Source organism: Nesterenkonia halobia (assembly GCF_039536005.1).
GTDB classification, from domain to species: domain Bacteria; phylum Actinomycetota; class Actinomycetes; order Actinomycetales; family Micrococcaceae; genus Nesterenkonia; species Nesterenkonia halobia.
On sequence record NZ_BAAAYG010000010.1, the window covers coordinates 93,872 to 109,762 of the forward strand.

The window sequence follows — 15,891 nt, forward strand, 5'->3', positions numbered from 1 at the left end:
ATGCCCATAGTGGCTGTAGCAGTGCCGGCGCAGTCCTGATGGGATCTGAGGGACCCGTTCGTGGTCGGGGTCACAACCTCGGGGCGACCCGCGATCAGGCCCGACACGCGATCCGCCACATCAGTGAGGAGCACACCCCGGTGAAGATCAGAGGAGCCGTCCTCGAGGAGATCGGCCGCCCCCGCCCCTACGCCCGGACCACCCCGCTGACCGTGGGGGAGCTGACCCTCGAGGAGCCCGGCCCGGACGAGATCCGCGTGCGTATGGAGGCCGCCGGCGTCTGCCACTCGGATCTCTCGGTGGTCAACGGTCATCGTGAGCGTCCCGTTCCGATGCTGCTGGGCCACGAGGCCGCCGGGATCGTCGAGGCCGTCGGCTCCGCCGTCGACGACCTCGCCGTCGGGCGGCGTGTGGTCATGACCTTCCTGCCGCGTTGCGAGGACTGCGCCGGCTGCGCCGCCGATGGACGGCTGCCGTGCCGGCGCGGTTCAGCCGCCAACGAGGCGGGGGAGTTGCTGCACGGCGGACGCCGGCTGCGCCGCGAGGCCGCCGACGTCCACCACCATCTGGGCGTATCCGGATTCGCGACCCACGCCGTCGTGGACCGCGCCAGCGCGGTGCCCGTCGGCGACGACGTGCCGCCCCATGTTGCCGCTGTGCTCGGCTGCGCGGTGCTCACCGGCGGCGGGGCGCTGCTCAACGCGGCCCGGCCCGGCGCCGCGGACTCGGTGATGATCGTCGGTCTCGGCGGGGTCGGCATGGCCGCGCTCGTGACGGCTCAGGCCGAGGGCGTGGACGATCTGATCGCGGTGGACATGGCCGAGGACAAGCTGGACATGGCCCGCGAGCTCGGAGTTGGCCGCACGTTGACGCCTCAGCAGGTCGCCGAGCAGGGGATCACCGCCGACCACGTGATCGAGTGCGCGGGCAGTCCGCGCGCCTTCGAGACCGCCTTCGAGGCCACCGCCCCCGGCGGACGCACTGTGACTGCGGGCCTCCCCGCCCCGACGGCGACGTCGACCGTCTCTCCGCTGCGCATCACCGCGGAGGCGCGGACCATCGTCGGCTCCTACCTCGGCTCCTCGGTGCCGGCCCGCGACATCCCCCGGTACGAGGACCTCTGGCGCGACGGCCGGCTCCCCGTGGAGAAGCTCATCACCGGGCGGATCCGCCTGGAGGACGTCAATCAGGCTATGGACGATCTCGAGGACGGGCGGGCCGTGCGGCAGATCATCGACTTCGACCCCCCGACCGACCGACAGGACCGATGACCATGGACCAGACTCTCGAGAACACCGGCGACTCTCCGGAGGAGCGCGGCGACCTCTCCGCGACCTCGCCCCATTGGAAGGCCGGGCCCTTCCGGGTGCGTCTGCCCTTCGTCCACTACCGTCTCGAATGGCCTGACTACACCCAGGGCCTGCTGATGTGCGCCGTGGACCTCGCCGCCATCCCGATGATGGTGGACCTGCTCGGGATGCCGTTCGAAGTCGCACTCGCAGTGGTCCTGCTCAATGGGATCCTCTACCTGACCCACCATCTGCTCGGCGATCCGGTGGTCCCCGGATGGATCACGCCGGCCATTCCTCTGGTCATCGCCTACTGCGAGACCTTCCCCGAGGGGCCCGAACGGGTCCATGCGCTGATCTCCTTCCAGATCCTGCTCGGAGTGTTCTCCGTGCTGCTCGGCGTCACGGGTCTGGCCCGTCGGGTGGTCGGCGCCATCCCGCCGGCGATCAAGGCCGGCGTGCTGATGGGCGCGGGCATCGCCGCCGTGCAGACCGTCTTCGGCGAGGGTGGCGAATTCGAGACCTTCCCGGTCACCATCAGTATCGCCATCGGACTGGCGTTCTTCCTGATGTTCTCGCGTCACTTCAGCTCCTGGCGGGAGCGCAGCCGGTTCGCCGCCCAGATCGGCAAGCTCGGCGTGCTGCCGGCGATCCTGCTGGCGGTGGTCGTGGCGCCGCTGGCCGGCGAGGCGGAATGGTCGGAGGTCGAGTGGGGACTCATCCAGCCGGACTTCGTCACGCTCTGGACCGACTACACGATCTTCGGCCTGGGCCTGCCGCCGGCGTCGATGTTCCTCACCGCCGTGCCGACGGTGCTGGCCGCCTACATCGTGGTCTTCGGCGACACTCTGCAGGCGAATTCCGTGCTCAAGCAGGCGGACCGTGTCCGCGAGGACGAGGACGTGACCTACGACCCCGACCGGTCGCACCTGATCTTCGGCGGACGCAATGCCCTGATGGGCGTGATCGGCCCCGACGTCGCGATGTGCGGCCCGTCCTGGTCGGCGATGCTCGTCGTCATCACCGAGCGATTCAAGGAGGGGCGCCGCGCGATGGGGTCGCTCTTCGGCGGCGCCGGCTCCTTCCGCTGGGGCACGAACACCGGTCTGGTGCTCATGCCGATCGTCACCCTGGTCAAGCCGGTGCTCGGTGTCGCGCTGGCGCTGACCCTGCTGATCCAGGCCTATGTGAGCGTGCGCATCGGCATCATGGAGGCGCGCAGTCAGCGCGACCTGGGCATCGCGGGCGTGACCGCCGGCGCCCTGGCGCTGCTCGGCGCCGCCTGGGGTCTGGGCGTGGGGGTCCTGATGTGCCTCGTGATATACGGGCGCGACTTCTTCCGCGGAGAGGACGACGGCACCTTCGCCGAGTCCCCGGAGTGAGCCGCAAGGCCCGGGCATCGAGTGGGCGATGTGTCGAGGTTTCCGGGCTTATCGCCGGGCAGAACCTCGACACAACGCCCACTCGATGGAGGATGGAGGTCGACACCTCGCCCGAGCCGATGGAGGGACCTGCCATGCCGACTGAGACGACCGACGCCGCGGCCGAGACCACGGACATCATCCTGGACTGCGACCCCGGCCACGACGACGTCGTCGCGCTGCTGCTGGCGCTGGGCAGCCCGCGGATCCGCGTGCTGGCGGTGACCACCGTCGCCGGCAACCAGACGCTGGAGAAGGTCACCGCCAACGCGCTGGGCACCCTGGCGCTCGCCGGCGCCGAGGACGTCGCCGTCCACGCCGGCTGCGACCGGCCGCTGGCCCGCGAGCTGCGCGTCGCCGCCGACATCCACGGCGAGTCCGGGATCGACGGCGTGACGCTGCCGGCGCCGACCCGCGAGCCGCGGGAGGAGCACGCCGTCGACCGGATCATCGCCGAGGTGATGGACCGGCCGGCCGGGACGGTGACGCTGGTGCCCACCGGTCCGCTGACGAACATCGCCGCCGCCGTGCGCCGCGAGCCGCGGCTCGTCGAGCGGGTGCGCGAGGTGGTGCTCATGGGCGGGGCCTGCCGCGGCGGCAACGTGACCCCGGCCGCCGAGTTCAACATCCACGTGGATCCTGAGGCCGCCGACGTCGTGTTCCGCCAGGACTGGCCGCTGACGATGGTCGGCCTCGACGCCACTCACCAGGCGATCGCCGACGAACAGGTCGTGGCCGCCTGCGGAGGGCTCGGCACCGCCGTCGGCTCGGCGATGGCGGACCTGCTCGGGGCCTTCCGGCGCAATTATCGGGACGTGCAGGGCCTCGTCGGCGCGCCGCTGCACGACGCCTGCACGATCGCCGAGCTCATCGAGCCCGGCCTGCTGCAGACGGTGGCCGCGCCGGTCGCCGTCGAGCTCCAGGGCGAGCACACCACCGGGATGACGGTGGCCGACCTGCGCCCGCAGGCGCCGTCGGACGGCACGACGCGCGTGGCCCTGGGGCTCGACCGCGACCGGTTCTGGACGATCCTCCTCGACGCCCTCGCCCGCCTCTGATCCCGCCCCGGAGGTGATGACTCCGTGGGAGATGTGGGAATGCGCGCGCATTCCCACATCTCCCACGGAGTCATCGCAGGGGAGGGGACGCTCAGCGGCGGCGCCAGGCGGAGACGGCGGCGTCGTCCTCGGCCGGGGCGACGAACGGCGCATAGCGGGCGTCGTGGTCGAGATGGCGCTTCAGCCACGCGACGGTGTGCGCGGCGATCGTCGGATCGGGGTCCAGCGGATCCAGATGGTCGGCGCCGCGCAGCTCCAGATAGGCCGCAGCCCGGGCACGGGTCAGCCCGGCGAGGATCGGCAGCGCATGCTCGTCCACCGGGGCGACGCGGTCCTGCTCGGCGCCGATGACCAGCGTCGCCGCCTCGACCTCGGACCAGCCGCGCCGCGGATGCCACGGCGCCACCGGCACGACGGCGTCGATCCGCCCCCGCTCGGCGGCCGCGCGCATCGCCCCGCCGCCGCCCATCGAATGGCCGATCACCGCCTGCCGGTCCGCGTCGATCCGGACCGGCAGATCCTCGGCGGCCAGCAGGTGGTCCAGGGCCGCGAGCAGCTGGCGGCCGCGCGCGCCCGGCTCGTCGTCGAGGGACTCGGTGTCGAGCGTGATCACCGCGAAGCCGAAGGAGGCCAGCCGCGGTCCCATCCACGCGATCGCCGATTCCTGCGCGCCGTAGCCCGGCGAGATCGCGACCGCTCCGACGGCGCCGTCGACGTCGGTCGGCAGGTGCAGCGTCCCGTCGCCGAAGCCCTCCGCCTCTGCCGCGGGGACCTCGCGCTGGTCGACGGCGAACGGGCCGCGCGGTCGCCGCAGCATCTCCGCAGTCGGATCCGGGCCGCGGGCGTGGTCGACGGACGGCGCCGCCGCGGGAGGGGGCGCCTCGGCCGCGGGCGCCGCTGGCGTCGGACGGGTCGGCGCCGAGGCGGTGGCCAGGCCGACGACGGCGGCGCCGCAGATCAGCAGAGCGGCGGCGCGGCGGGCCGCGGAACCCACGACGGCCATGGCGCCTCTCCCGGTCTCGACAGCGTGCGGCGATGCAGAGCAGTCGTGTCGACCTTCGCCGCGCCGGGGCCCGGTGTCAAGGGCGGCGGCTCGCCGGGCCGCGGAGCTGGCGCCCGACGTCCGGCGATCCCCGCCGGCCCACGCCGGAGCGCCGGTCCAGGTGGCCCTTCAGTCGCGGCTCCGACGCACGGTGATCCTCACGAGGAGCGCGTCATCTCCGCGGCCGGGTCGGACCATCGGCCGGCGCGCACGCCCCGGTGGTAGATCATCCCCGCAGTGAGCGAGACGACGAAGACCACCGCCATCGGCGCCAGGATCCACCAGACGCCGAAGGCCGCCATCACCGGGATGGAGATCGCGGTGATCAGCCCGCCGCCGAAGAACGGCTCGAAGACCAGCTGCTTGTAGCCGAAGGCCTCCAGCGCCGGGGACTCGTCGTGCGGGTCGGCCACGCGCAGCAGCGCCAGGCCGGTGGCCGTCACGCCCATCGACTGGCCGAAATCGGCGATGCCGCGCTCCAGCCAGAACTCCGGCACGATCCGCGGGGTGAAGAACAGCAGCATCAGCGTGCAGAAGGCCACGCCGGCGACCGACAGCACCAGGAAGGTCTGCCAGTAGTCGGCGATGACGGTCAGCGAGATCGACGAGAGCGCGGCGACGATGAGGATGTCCAGCGCCAGGCCCTGGATGCGCTTCATCATCTCGTGGTCGATCAGGTGGGTGTTGCCGGTGCGGTCGAGCACCACCTGCACCAGTACGCCGCCGAGCATCGCCAGGGGGAACAGCGGCACGTAGCCCAGCAGCGTGGTGCCCTCGCCGCCGTCGGCGGTCCACAGCGCGTCGGGCTGGCCCCACAGCGCGTCCTCGACGGCGACCATCGCCTCCTGCATCAGCCAGCCGAGGATGATGGCCACGCCGACGACGGCGACGTGCAGCGTCAGCGGCTCGATCGAGCCCGGCCGGGCGGTCATCCGGCCGGCGTAGACGGTCTCAGAGTCGGTGTACAGGCCGCGCAGCTCGTCCCGGGACTGGTGGGAGACCTCCTTGAGCACGCGGGTGCGTCCGGTGCGCACACCCCAGTTGATCACCGCGACGCCGATGATGATCGCCGAGACCAGTCCGACGGTGGCCATCGCCAGCGCGAGGTCGGCGGCCTCCGGGATGCCGATGTCCTCGAAGACGGTGGTCATCCCGCCGGCGGTGCCGTGGCCGCCCTCGAAGGCGATCTCGATCAGCGCGCCCAGCAGCGGGTCGACGCCGAACAGCGGTCCGAGCACGAGCAGGGCCAGGAGGATGCCGACGACGTACTGGCCCGACCCGTAGGCGATGCCCACCGAGATCTGCGGGCCGGCCAGCCGGGCGACGCGCACCGGCGACGGGATCCGGCTGCCGAGGAACAGCGTGGCGAAGACCACGGTGATCAGCAGTCCCGGCAGCGAACCCCAGATCTCGTAGATCTCGTCGGTGAAGACGCCGCCGGACTCCAGCCAGGACCATCCGGTGGGGCCGGCCAGCCGTCCGGCCACCTGGGGGCCGAGGGCGAGGCCGAGCACGCCGGCGATGATGGCGCTGGGCAGCAGCAGCTTCTGGATGAACGGAACCTTCACGCGCAGGTACTTGCCGGCCAGCATGATCGCGGCGAGCAGGATGATCGCGAATCCGATCGCGTCGGGACTCATCGGGGATGTCCTCCGTCTTCTCTCCGGGCAGGAGGGGGTGCGGCGGGGTCGAGGGGCGGCGGAGTCCGGGCAGTAGACTGATGCCCGTCGTCCGAGTCCGGATCCGTGCTGACCATTCGGGCCCCGGTCACAGTGAGGCGTCACGCTCTTCAGGAATGAAGGGCGCGACGCGCATCTCGTGATCGGCGTCACGTGAGGTGGGCGACAGGATCCAGGTTCCACAGTGTAAGGCGTGAAAGGTCAGGTCGCATGCCGCAGCAGCACGACGGCGGAGCCGCCCCCGCGGCCGGCTCCGCCGCCCTCCCCGTCCGCCGCACCTCGACGGTCGGGAATCTGGTCCGCGGTGCGCTCATCGGGCTCGTGGAGACGGTGCCCGGCGTCTCCGGCGGCACAGTGGCCCTGGTGGTCGGGATCTATGCGCAGCTGCTCGAGTCGGCCGACCACGTCGTCACCGCCGTCCGCCGGCTGCTGCTCGGCCCGGAGCGGCTGGCCGGCGCCCGCGAGCACCTGGCGGCGGTGCGCTGGCGGCTGATCATCCCGGTGCTGATCGGCATGGCCGCGGCGGTCTTCACCGTCGCCGGGCCGATGGCCGCCGCGGTGGAGAACCACCCGGTGCTGACCCGGGCGGCCTTCTTCGGCATGGTGCTGGCCTCGTTGGCGGTGCCGCTGCGCATGGCCGGCCTCGGCGGGCTGCGGATGCGGCACGTCCTCGCCGGCCTGGCCGCGGCGGTGCTGACCTTCTGGCTGGTCTCGCTGCCGCCGACGACGATCTCCGCCACGCCGGCGACCATCCTGCCGGCGGCCGCAGTCGCCGTCTCCGCGCTGATGCTTCCCGGGCTCTCGGGCTCCTTCCTGCTGCTCACCGTCGGCCTCTACGAGCCCACGCTGCAGGCCGTGGACCAGCGCGACGTCGGCTACCTCGGCATCTTCGCCGTCGGGATGGTGCTCGGCGGGATCGTGCTGGTCAAAGTGCTCACCTGGCTGCTGGCCCATCACCGGCGGATGACCCTGGTGGTGCTCGCCGGGCTGATGCTCGGCGCGCTGCGCAGCCTGTGGCCGTGGCAGACCGAGTCGCGGGCGCTGCTGGCCCCCGACGACGCCTGGCTCGGCGTCCTGAGCCTCGGGCTGGCCGGCTTCGTCGTCGTCGGGCTGCTGGTGGCGCTCGACGCCCGGCTGGCGCGCCGGCAGGGCTGAGTCCCGGCGCGAGGCTGTGCCAGAATGGGAGTGAACTGAATAACCTGCCACGTCCTCTGCGTGGGAGAGTCCGGACCCTCCGGGTCCGGCGCCGAAGGAGCAATCTCCTCCCCGAGAATCTCTCAGGCTCCCGTACCGTGCAGAGGTGGCGACTCTGGAAAGCAGCGACGACGCCGGCCGCGAGGCGGTCGTCGTCGCTCACCCACGGTGCAAGCCGGCGGGACCGGACCCGCACCAGCGGCCCGGCCGGTCGGTGAAACTCTCAGGTCGGCGCCGGCACGGCGTTCGAGTACAGAGCGGGGAGGGCGTCCCACGTTCCGTGACCGGAAGGTTCCGCCCATGACCGCCGCTGACCGCACTGCCGCCCCCACCTTCTCCGCCGCCGTCGACGCCGCGCCCCGCGACTTCGCCGCCCGCCACCTCGGCTCCGACGAGCCGGCGGCGGCCACGATGCTGGACACCCTCGGATACGGCTCGCTGGCCGAGCTGATCGACGACGCCGTCCCGCCGTCGATCCGTCAGCAGGGGCCGCTGGAGCTGCCCGAGGCGCTGACCGAGGACGAGGCGCTGGCCGCGCTGCGCGGCTACGCCGGCCGCAACACGGTGATGACCCAGATGATCGGGCAGGGCTTCCACGGCACGCACACCCCGTCGGTGATCCTGCGCAACGTGCTCCAGGACCCGGCCTGGTACACCGCCTACACGCCCTACCAGCCGGAGATCTCCCAGGGCCGGCTGGAGGCGCTGCTGAACTTCCAGACCATGGTCGCCGACCTGACCGGCCTGGATCTCGCCAACGCCTCGCTGCTCGACGAGTCCTCCGCCGTCGCCGAGGCGATCCTGCTGATGCGCCGGGCGAACAAGAAGCACGCCGCAGGCCGCCTCGTCCTCGACGCCGACAGCTGGCCGCAGACCCGCGAGGTCGTCGCCGGCCGGGCCGAGGCGCTCGGGCTCGCCGTCGACGTCGTCGACCTGGCCGCCGAAGGGCTGCCCGACGGCGAGCTGTGCGGGGTGGTGCTGCAGCAGCCCGGCGACTCCGGCGCCGTCGTCGACCACCGGGCGCTGATCGCCGAGGCGAAGGAGCGCGGGGCGATGGTCGCGGTCGCCGCCGACCTGCTGGCCTGCACGCTGCTCACCCCGCCCGGCGAGCAGGGAGCGGACATCGCGATCGGCAGCACGCAGCGCTTCGGCGTGCCGCTGTTCTTCGGCGGCCCGCATGCCGCCTACATGGCCGTCCGCTCGGGGCTGCAGCGCCAGCTGCCCGGCCGGCTGGTCGGCGTCTCCCACGACGCCGAGGGGCGGCCGGCCTATCGGCTCTCGCTGCAGACCCGCGAGCAGCACATCCGCCGGGAGAAGGCGACGTCGAACATCTGCACCGCCCAGGCGCTGCTGGCCGTCGCCGCCGGGCTCTACGGCGTCTACCACGGCCCCGAGGGGCTGCGGGCGATCGCCGAACGGGTCCACGGACAGGCGCGGACGCTGGCCGCCGTCCTGGCCGAGGCCGGCTTCCGCCTGGTCGGCGAGTCCTTCTTCGACACCGTCCAGCTCCGGATGGACTCTGCCGAGGCGGCGCGGCTCGTCGCCGCCGCCGAGGACCTGCGGATCAACCTGCGCCGGGTCGACCAGCAGACGGTGGGCATCACCGTCGACGAGACCACCACCGACGAACAGCTGGGTCGGGTGCTGATCGCCGCCCGGGCGGCGAAGGCCGAGGACGCCGCGGCCGCCGCGCTGGCCGGCGTCGAGCTCTCCGGCGAGCACGCCTTCGCCGCCGAGCTGGCGCGCACCAGCGAGTACATGACCCATCCGATCTTCCACACGGTGCGCTCCGAGACCCGGATGATGCGGTATCTGCGGCGGCTCGGCGACCGGGACCTGGCGCTGGACCGGACGATGATCCCGCTGGGCTCCTGCACGATGAAGCTCAACGCCGCGACCGAGATGGAGGCGATCTCCTGGCCGGAGTTCGCCGCGATCCACCCGTTCGCGCCGACGCACCAGACCGCGGGCTGGCGGGCGCTGATCGCCGACCTGGAGTCCCGGCTGCAGGCGGTCACCGGCTATGCGCAGGTCTCGCTGCAGCCCAACGCCGGCTCGCAGGGCGAGTACGCCGGGCTGCTGGCGATCCGCCGCCACCACCTGGCGAACGGCGAGACCGACCGCGACATCTGCCTCATCCCGGCCTCGGCGCACGGGACCAACGCGTCCTCGGCCGTGCTGGCCGGACTGCAGGTGGTCGTCGTCGACACCGCCGACGACGGCACCGTCTCGATGGAGGCGCTGCGCCGGACGATCGCCGCGCATCCCGGCCGGATCGCGGCCATCATGCTCACCTACCCGTCGACGCACGGCGTCTTCGAGCCCGAGGTCGGCGAGGTCTGCGCGGCGGTCCACGAGGCCGGCGGGCAGGTCTACATCGACGGCGCGAACCTCAACGCGCTGCTCGGCGTCGCCAAGCCCGGCGAGTTCGGCGGCGACGTCTCGCATCTGAACCTGCACAAGACCTTCTGCATCCCGCACGGCGGCGGCGGACCCGGCGTCGGGCCGGTGGCCGTGGCCGAGCATCTGGTCGAGCATCTGCCCACCACCCGGGTCGGCGCCTCCGACGGCGTCCGCGGTGACGACGTCGACCACAGCGCCGAGCGCCTCGCGGAGTCCGCCCGCGGCGGGGCGCCGGTGACCTCGACGCCCTACGGATCGGCCGGCGTGCTGCCGATCTCCTGGGCCTACCTGGCGATGATGGGCGCCGAGGGGCTCACCCAGGCCACCGGCCACGCGCTGCTGACCGCCAACTACCTCTCCGCCCGGCTGGCCGACCACTTCCCGACGCTCTACACCGGCGAGAGCGCCGACGGTCGCCCGGGGCTGGTCGCCCATGAGTGCATCCTGGACCTGCGGGAGCTGACCAAGGCCTCCGGAGTCACCGCCGAGGACGTCTGCAAGCGGCTCATCGACTTCGGCATCCACGCGCCGACGCTGGCTTTCCCGGTCAACGGCACGCTGATGGTCGAGCCCACCGAGTCGGAGGATCTGGAGGAGATCGACCGGTTCATCGAGGCGATGATCGCCGTCCACGGCGAGATCCAGGAGGTGATCGACGGCGAGATCCCGATCGAGGAGTCGCCGCTGCGGCACGCGCCGCATCCGGCCGCCGTCGTCGTCTCCGACGACTGGGACCGGGTCTATGGCCGCGAGCAGGCGGCCTTCCCGGTGCCCGGGCTGCGCCAGGACAAGTACTTCGCCCCGGTCTCGCGGATCGACGGCGCCCACGGCGACCGGAACCTGGTCTGCAGCTGCCCGCCGCCGGAGGCCTTCGAGGTCGACTGACCCTCTCCGCGGCCGCCCCGCCGCACCCCGCCGCACCCCGGCGGGCGTCACGTCCTCGCCCGGGTGTCACGTCCGGGCTGGGACGTGAGATCCCGGTGCGGGCGTGACACTCCAGCACACGAGACCTGCACGACGAGCAGCACCAGGAGCATCCCGATGACCGAGTCGTCCGAGACCGCCCAGACCGCCGAGACCGCCCAGACCGCCCTGCGCGAGAGCCCGCTGGCCGCCGAGCATGCCGAGCTCGGCGCGAGCTTCACCGACTTCGGCGGCTGGCGGATGCCGCTGAAGTACGGATCCGAGCTGGCCGAGCACGAGGCGGTGCGCACCGCCGCCGGACTCTTCGACCTCTCGCACATGGGCGAGGTCCGCGTCGTCGGCGACGACGCCGCGCAGTTCCTCAACACCGCGATGGTCGGCGACTTCTCCCGCGTGCGGGTCGGCAAGGCGAAGTACTCGCTGCTCTGCGCCGCCGACGGAGGAGTGATCGACGACCTCATCGGCTACCGCATCGAGGAGTCCGAGTACCTGATCGTGCCCAATGCCGCGAACCGGGCCGCCGTCGTCGAGGCGCTGGAGCAGCGCGCGGCCGACTTCGACGTCGAGATCTGGGACGAGTCCGAGGGCATCGCGCTGCTGGCGGTGCAGGGGCCGCGGGCCGAGGAGCTGATCTCCTCGGCGGTGCGCATGGACGAGACCGCGATCGTGGAGAACCTGGCCTACTACGCCGTCGACACCGTCACCGTCGGAGGCGACCAGGTGCTGCTGGCCCGCACCGGCTACACCGGCGAGGACGGCTTCGAGATCTTCCTGCCCGTCGACCGGGCCGGCGCGCTGTGGCGGGCGCTGCGCACCCGCGGCGAGGACGTCGGGCTGCTGCCCTGCGGGCTGGCCTGCCGCGACTCGCTGCGGCTGGAGGCGGGCATGCCGCTCTACGGCCACGAGCTCGGCCGCGACCGCACCAGCTTCGAGGCCGGGCTGCCGGTGGTCTCCTTCTCCAAGGAGGAGGACTTCGTCGGCCGCGCGGCCCTGCAGCAGGCCAAGGAGGCCGGCCTGGGGAAGACCTCCGGACAGCGGCTGGTCGGGCTGAAGGGCCTGGGGCGCCGGGCCGGACGGTCCGGGCAGGCCGTGCAGCTGCCGGAGTCCGAGGACGCCGCCGCCGACGACGACGCCGGCCCGCGCCGCGTCGGCGAGGTCACCTCCGGGATGCCCAGTCCGACGCTGGGGCATCCGATCGCCATGGCCTACGTCGACGTCGAGTGCACGGAGGCGGGCACGCGGCTGGAGATCGACGTGCGCGGGAAGCCCCAGCCCGTCGAGGTCGTCGAGATGCCCTTCTACTCGAAGGTGCGGTGATCCGTCATGGCGATCAGTCTCTTCGACCTCTTCAGCGTCGGCATCGGACCCTCGTCCTCGCACACCGTGGGGCCGCTGCGCGCGGCTCGACGCTTCGTCGCCGAGGAGCTGGCCGCGCCGGAACGACTCGCCGACGTCGCCGCGGTGCGGGTGGACCTGTTCGGCTCGCTGGCGGCCACCGGCCAGGGGCACGGCACCTTCGAGGCGGTGCTGCTGGGCCTGGAAGGATGGCGGGCCGAGACGATCCTGCCCGAGCAGGTGGACGCCCGGATCGCGGCGATGACCGACTCCGGGACCGTCGCCCTGGGCGCCCAGCTCGACGTCGACGAGGCGGGGGCGTCGAGCGGAGGCGTGGAGATCGCGCTGCGCGTCGAGGACTTCGTGGTCCGCCCGTTGACGATGCTGGACACCCATGCCAACGGGATGCGGCTGCGGGCCGAGGCGGCCGACGGCACGATGCTGGCCGAGCAGACCTGCTTCTCCATCGGCGGCGGGTTCGTCGTCACGCAGGACGAGGCCGACGCCGAGTCCCTCAGCGAGGCCGTCGAGTCCGCCGAGGCCCAGGTGCCCTGCCCGTTCACCACCGCCGCCGAGCTGATGGACCACAGCGCGCGCACCGGGATGCCGATCTGGCAGGTCATGCTGGTGAACGAGACCGCCCTGGCCGCCGCTCAGGGGCCGGAGCCCGCCGTGCCGGGCGATGCCGAGCTGGTCGTCCGCGACGGCATCCGGCACCTCTGGGACGTGATGGAGGAATGCAAGGACTCCGCGCTGGGCCGCGACGGCACCCTGCCCGGCGGACTGGAGGTCCGACGGCGCGCGCCCGACTGGCATGCCCGCCTCAGCGCGGAGGATCCGGACTGCAGCCATGCCTACTGGCAGGAGTGGGTCAATCTGGTGGCCCTGGCCGTCAACGAGGAGAACGCCTCCGGCGGCCGGGTCGTCACCGCCCCGACCAACGGAGCCGCCGGCATCATCCCCGCCGTCGGGTTCTACGCCGCCCATTACGGGCCGGGCGGGTCCTTCGTGGCGCGCGAGGAGCGGGACGAGGTCGTCCAGCGCTATCTGCTCACCGCCGGGGCGATCGGGGTGCTCTACAAGGAGCAGGCCTCGATCTCCGGAGCCGAGGTCGGCTGCCAGGGCGAGGTCGGTTCGGCCTCGTCGATGGCCGCCGCCGGTCTCTGCGAGGTGCTCGGAGGCACTCCCCAGCAGGTGGAGAACGCCGCGGAGATCGCCATGGAGCACAACCTGGGACTGACCTGCGATCCGATCAGCGGTCTGGTGCAGGTGCCCTGCATCGAGCGCAACGCGATCGCGGCGACCAAGGCGGTCAATGCCGCGCGGATGGCGCTGATGGGCGACGGCGAGCATCGGGTGAGCCTGGACGAGGTCATCGTGACCATGCGCGAGACCGGCGCGGACATGTCCTCGAAGTACAAGGAGACTGCCCAGGGCGGGCTCGCGGTGAACGTCACCGAATGCTGAGGGAGCCCTGAGGAGACGGACGAGGAGCCCGTCGACGGTCCGGTCGACGAACTGTCTCGGCCCGTGGTCGTCGTGGCCACGGGCGGCCACGGGGGCGGGATCGTCCCGGCCGGCTCAGGCGGACGTCTCGACGCGGCGATACCTCTCGTACACCACGCGCGAGGAGAAGGTCCGGGACTCGACGAGGTCCAGGGCGACGGTCTCCTCGACCGGCGGCAGCAGCGGCGTGCCGCCGCCGACGATGACGGGGAAGCGGAAGATCCGGAACTCGTCGACCAGCCCCAGTTCGATCGCCTGCCCGGCGACGTCGGCGCCGCCGATCTCCACGTCCCCGTCGGTCGCGGCGCGCACGGCGGCGACCTCCTCGCCGAGCGGCCGCCGGGCCAGTCGGGCATTGCCCTCCACGCGCCGCAGGGTGCGGCTGACCACGACCTTCGGCAGAGCGGTCCAGACGTCGGAGAAGCGTGCGGAGAGTTCGCCGTCGCGCATCGCCGGATCGGTCTCCCAGGGCAGCATCGTCTCGTAGAGCCGGCGGCCGCAGACGCAGGCGCTCAGCGCGGCGACGCTGTCCAGGTGGAAGCCGAAGAGCTCGTCGTCGGGCGCCGACCAGTCGAAGGCGCCGGTGCGGTCGGCGATGAAGCCGTCCACTGAGGCGCCCATGGAGAGGATCAGCATGCTCGGGCTCCTCAGGCGAAGGCGGAGAGGCCGGTCAGGTCGCGTCCGATGATCAGGCTCTGCACCGACTCGGTGCCCTCGTAGGTGTGGATCGCCTCGACGTCGGCCATGTGCCGGGCGACCTTGTTCTTCAGCAGGATGCCGTTGCCGCCGAGCATGTCGCGGGCGACCTGGGCGATGGCCCGGGCCTTGCGGGTGTTGTGGTACTTCGCCATCGACGCCTGCGCCCCGGAGAGCCGGCCGGCGGCGTCGAGCTCGGTCACCCGGCGGACATGCAGCTGCATCGAGGTCAGCTCCGAGACCATCCAGCTCAGTCGCTCCTGGACGAGTTGGAAGCCGGCCAGCGGACGGCTGAACTGCTCGCGCTGCTTGGCGTAGTTCAGCGCCGCCTCCACCAGGGCGGAGGCATGGCCGACCGCCGACCAGGCCACGCCCAGCCGGGTCGCGAAGAGCACCGCCGAGGCGTCCTTGAATCCCGTGGTGCCCGGCAGCACCGCATCATGCGGCAGCTCGACGTCCCGGTAGTGGATCAGCGCCTGGTGGATGGCGCGCAGCGAGGACTTGCCCTCGATGACTTCGGCCGAGTAGCCGCGGGTGTCCTGGTCGACCAGGAAGCAGCGGACCGCGCCGTGGTGGTCGCCGCCCTCCACGCGCGCCCAGGTGAAGGTCAGTCCGCCCGAGGCGCCGTTGCCGATCCACTTCTTGGTGCCGTTGAGCACGTAGTAGCCGTTGTCGTCGTCGCCGATGAGCTGGGCGGTGGTCTCCAGCGAGACCGAGTCGGAGCCGTGCTCCGGCTCGGTCAGCGCGAAGGCCCCCAGCGTCCGTGCGGCGGCCAGATCCGCCAGATGCTCGCGCTTCTGCTCGGTGGAGCCGAAGAGCGCCAGCGTGCGCAGCGCCAGTCCGCCCTGCACGGCCAGCGCGGTGCCCAGTGAGCCGTCGGCGCGGGAGACCTCCATGGTCACCAGGCCGGCGGCCAGCGGAGACAGCGTGCTGAGTCCCTCCTCGCCGAGACCGTCGACGTCGACGCCGTCGGTGAGCAGCCCGCGGCTCCCGGCCTCGTGCAGCAGGTCCAGCGGGTACTCGCTGCGCTCCCAGTGGCCGGTCATGCGGTCGTCGAGGCCGTCGACGAAGTCGCGGGCGCGGGTCCACCACTCGCGGTCGGCCGCGCCGACGTCGGCGAAGGCCGCGTAGTAGTCGAGGTCCAGGGGAGTGGTGACGTCGTACTCCGGATCCAGCGGCGACGGCATGGTGCCTCCTGCGTCATGGGGTCGCGGCGGGAGGGGGATGCTCGCCCGCCGCATCGTCTGTGATGCAGTTCATGTTACCGGAGAGTCATCGACGGCGGCAGGGGTGCGCCGCGTCATGTGATTCCTGTCACATCCCGGAGGTGCGCCGAGCGTCTCG

At 72.2% G+C, this 15,891-nt stretch carries 11 protein-coding genes and 1 riboswitch; of the genes, 7 read left to right on the plus strand and 4 right to left on the minus strand.

Translation table 11 applies throughout. The features are described 5' to 3' along the window. Window positions 1–140: 140 nt before the first annotated feature. The 3 genes from ABD652_RS11645 to ABD652_RS11655 all read left to right on the plus strand — a co-directional run bounded on the left by ABD652_RS11645 (window position 141) and on the right by ABD652_RS11655 (window position 3,768). Entirely contained in the window at window positions 141–1,271 is a 1,131-nt protein-coding gene (locus tag ABD652_RS11645; protein WP_344721522.1) for an alcohol dehydrogenase catalytic domain-containing protein, read from the plus strand. Between the two features lie 2 nt (window positions 1,272–1,273). After that, on the plus strand, window positions 1,274–2,671 hold the full coding sequence (locus tag ABD652_RS11650; RefSeq protein WP_344721524.1) for a permease family protein: 1,398 nt from the start codon (window positions 1,274–1,276) through the stop codon (window positions 2,669–2,671). A gap of 134 nt (window positions 2,672–2,805) precedes the next feature. After that, window positions 2,806–3,768, plus strand: coding sequence for a nucleoside hydrolase (locus tag ABD652_RS11655; RefSeq protein WP_344721527.1), 963 nt, complete (start codon window positions 2,806–2,808; stop codon window positions 3,766–3,768). A 91-nt stretch (window positions 3,769–3,859) separates the two neighbouring features. Here the strand turns inward: ABD652_RS11655 and ABD652_RS11660 are convergent, their stop codons facing one another. Both ABD652_RS11660 and ABD652_RS11665 read right to left on the minus strand, forming a co-directional pair. Further along, a complete protein-coding gene (locus ABD652_RS11660) occupies window positions 3,860–4,771 on the minus strand; it encodes a poly(ethylene terephthalate) hydrolase family protein (protein WP_344721529.1) in 912 nt (303 codons plus the stop codon). Between the two features lie 197 nt (window positions 4,772–4,968). Then, complete coding sequence (locus tag ABD652_RS11665; protein ID WP_344721531.1) at window positions 4,969–6,450, minus strand: sodium/glutamate symporter; 1,482 nt, start codon at window positions 6,448–6,450, stop codon at window positions 4,969–4,971. A 249-nt stretch (window positions 6,451–6,699) separates the two neighbouring features. On the opposite strand from ABD652_RS11665, the gene ABD652_RS11670 reads away from it, so the two are divergent. The 4 genes from ABD652_RS11670 (at window position 6,700) to ABD652_RS11685 (ending at window position 13,812) form a co-directional block, all read left to right on the plus strand. Then, entirely contained in the window at window positions 6,700–7,644 is a 945-nt protein-coding gene (locus ABD652_RS11670; protein WP_344721533.1) for a DUF368 domain-containing protein, read from the plus strand. A 51-nt stretch (window positions 7,645–7,695) separates the two neighbouring features. Next, window positions 7,696–7,792: riboswitch (glycine riboswitch) on the plus strand. 191 nt (window positions 7,793–7,983) lie between these two features. Next, window positions 7,984–10,971, plus strand: a complete 2,988-nt coding sequence (gene gcvP, locus ABD652_RS11675; RefSeq protein WP_344721535.1) for an aminomethyl-transferring glycine dehydrogenase — start codon at window positions 7,984–7,986, stop codon at window positions 10,969–10,971. Between the two features lie 156 nt (window positions 10,972–11,127). Next, window positions 11,128–12,327, plus strand: a complete 1,200-nt coding sequence (gene gcvT / locus ABD652_RS11680; RefSeq protein ID WP_344721537.1) for a glycine cleavage system aminomethyltransferase GcvT — start codon at window positions 11,128–11,130, stop codon at window positions 12,325–12,327. A 6-nt stretch (window positions 12,328–12,333) separates the two neighbouring features. Then, on the plus strand, window positions 12,334–13,812 hold the full coding sequence (locus tag ABD652_RS11685) for an L-serine ammonia-lyase (protein ID WP_344721539.1): 1,479 nt from the start codon (window positions 12,334–12,336) through the stop codon (window positions 13,810–13,812). Window positions 13,813–13,926: 114 nt separating this feature from the next. Here the strand turns inward: ABD652_RS11685 and ABD652_RS11690 are convergent, their stop codons facing one another. Next, on the minus strand, window positions 13,927–14,487 hold the full coding sequence (locus ABD652_RS11690) for a dihydrofolate reductase family protein (RefSeq protein ID WP_344721541.1): 561 nt from the start codon (window positions 14,485–14,487) through the stop codon (window positions 13,927–13,929). Window positions 14,488–14,498: 11 nt separating this feature from the next. Next, the gene (locus ABD652_RS11695; RefSeq protein ID WP_344721543.1) at window positions 14,499–15,734 is read right to left on the minus strand and encodes an acyl-CoA dehydrogenase family protein; all 1,236 of its coding nucleotides are present in this window, start codon (window positions 15,732–15,734) and stop codon (window positions 14,499–14,501) included. Between the last annotated feature and the right edge of the window lie 157 nt (window positions 15,735–15,891).

Coding starts and splice junctions, on each gene's coding strand:
- ABD652_RS11650 (WP_344721524.1), top strand. CDS start 1,274: ATGGACCAGACTCTCGAGAACACCGGCGACTCTCCGGAGGAGCGCGGC.
- ABD652_RS11655 (WP_344721527.1), top strand. CDS start 2,806: ATGCCGACTGAGACGACCGACGCCGCGGCCGAGACCACGGACATCATC.
- ABD652_RS11660 (WP_344721529.1), bottom strand. CDS start 4,771: ATGGCCGTCGTGGGTTCCGCGGCCCGCCGCGCCGCCGCTCTGCTGATC.
- ABD652_RS11665 (WP_344721531.1), bottom strand. CDS start 6,450: ATGAGTCCCGACGCGATCGGATTCGCGATCATCCTGCTCGCCGCGATC.
- ABD652_RS11670 (WP_344721533.1), top strand. CDS start 6,700: ATGCCGCAGCAGCACGACGGCGGAGCCGCCCCCGCGGCCGGCTCCGCC.
- gcvP (WP_344721535.1), top strand. CDS start 7,984: ATGACCGCCGCTGACCGCACTGCCGCCCCCACCTTCTCCGCCGCCGTC.
- gcvT (WP_344721537.1), top strand. CDS start 11,128: ATGACCGAGTCGTCCGAGACCGCCCAGACCGCCGAGACCGCCCAGACC.
- ABD652_RS11685 (WP_344721539.1), top strand. CDS start 12,334: ATGGCGATCAGTCTCTTCGACCTCTTCAGCGTCGGCATCGGACCCTCG.
- ABD652_RS11690 (WP_344721541.1), bottom strand. CDS start 14,487: ATGCTGATCCTCTCCATGGGCGCCTCAGTGGACGGCTTCATCGCCGAC.
- ABD652_RS11695 (WP_344721543.1), bottom strand. CDS start 15,734: ATGCCGTCGCCGCTGGATCCGGAGTACGACGTCACCACTCCCCTGGAC.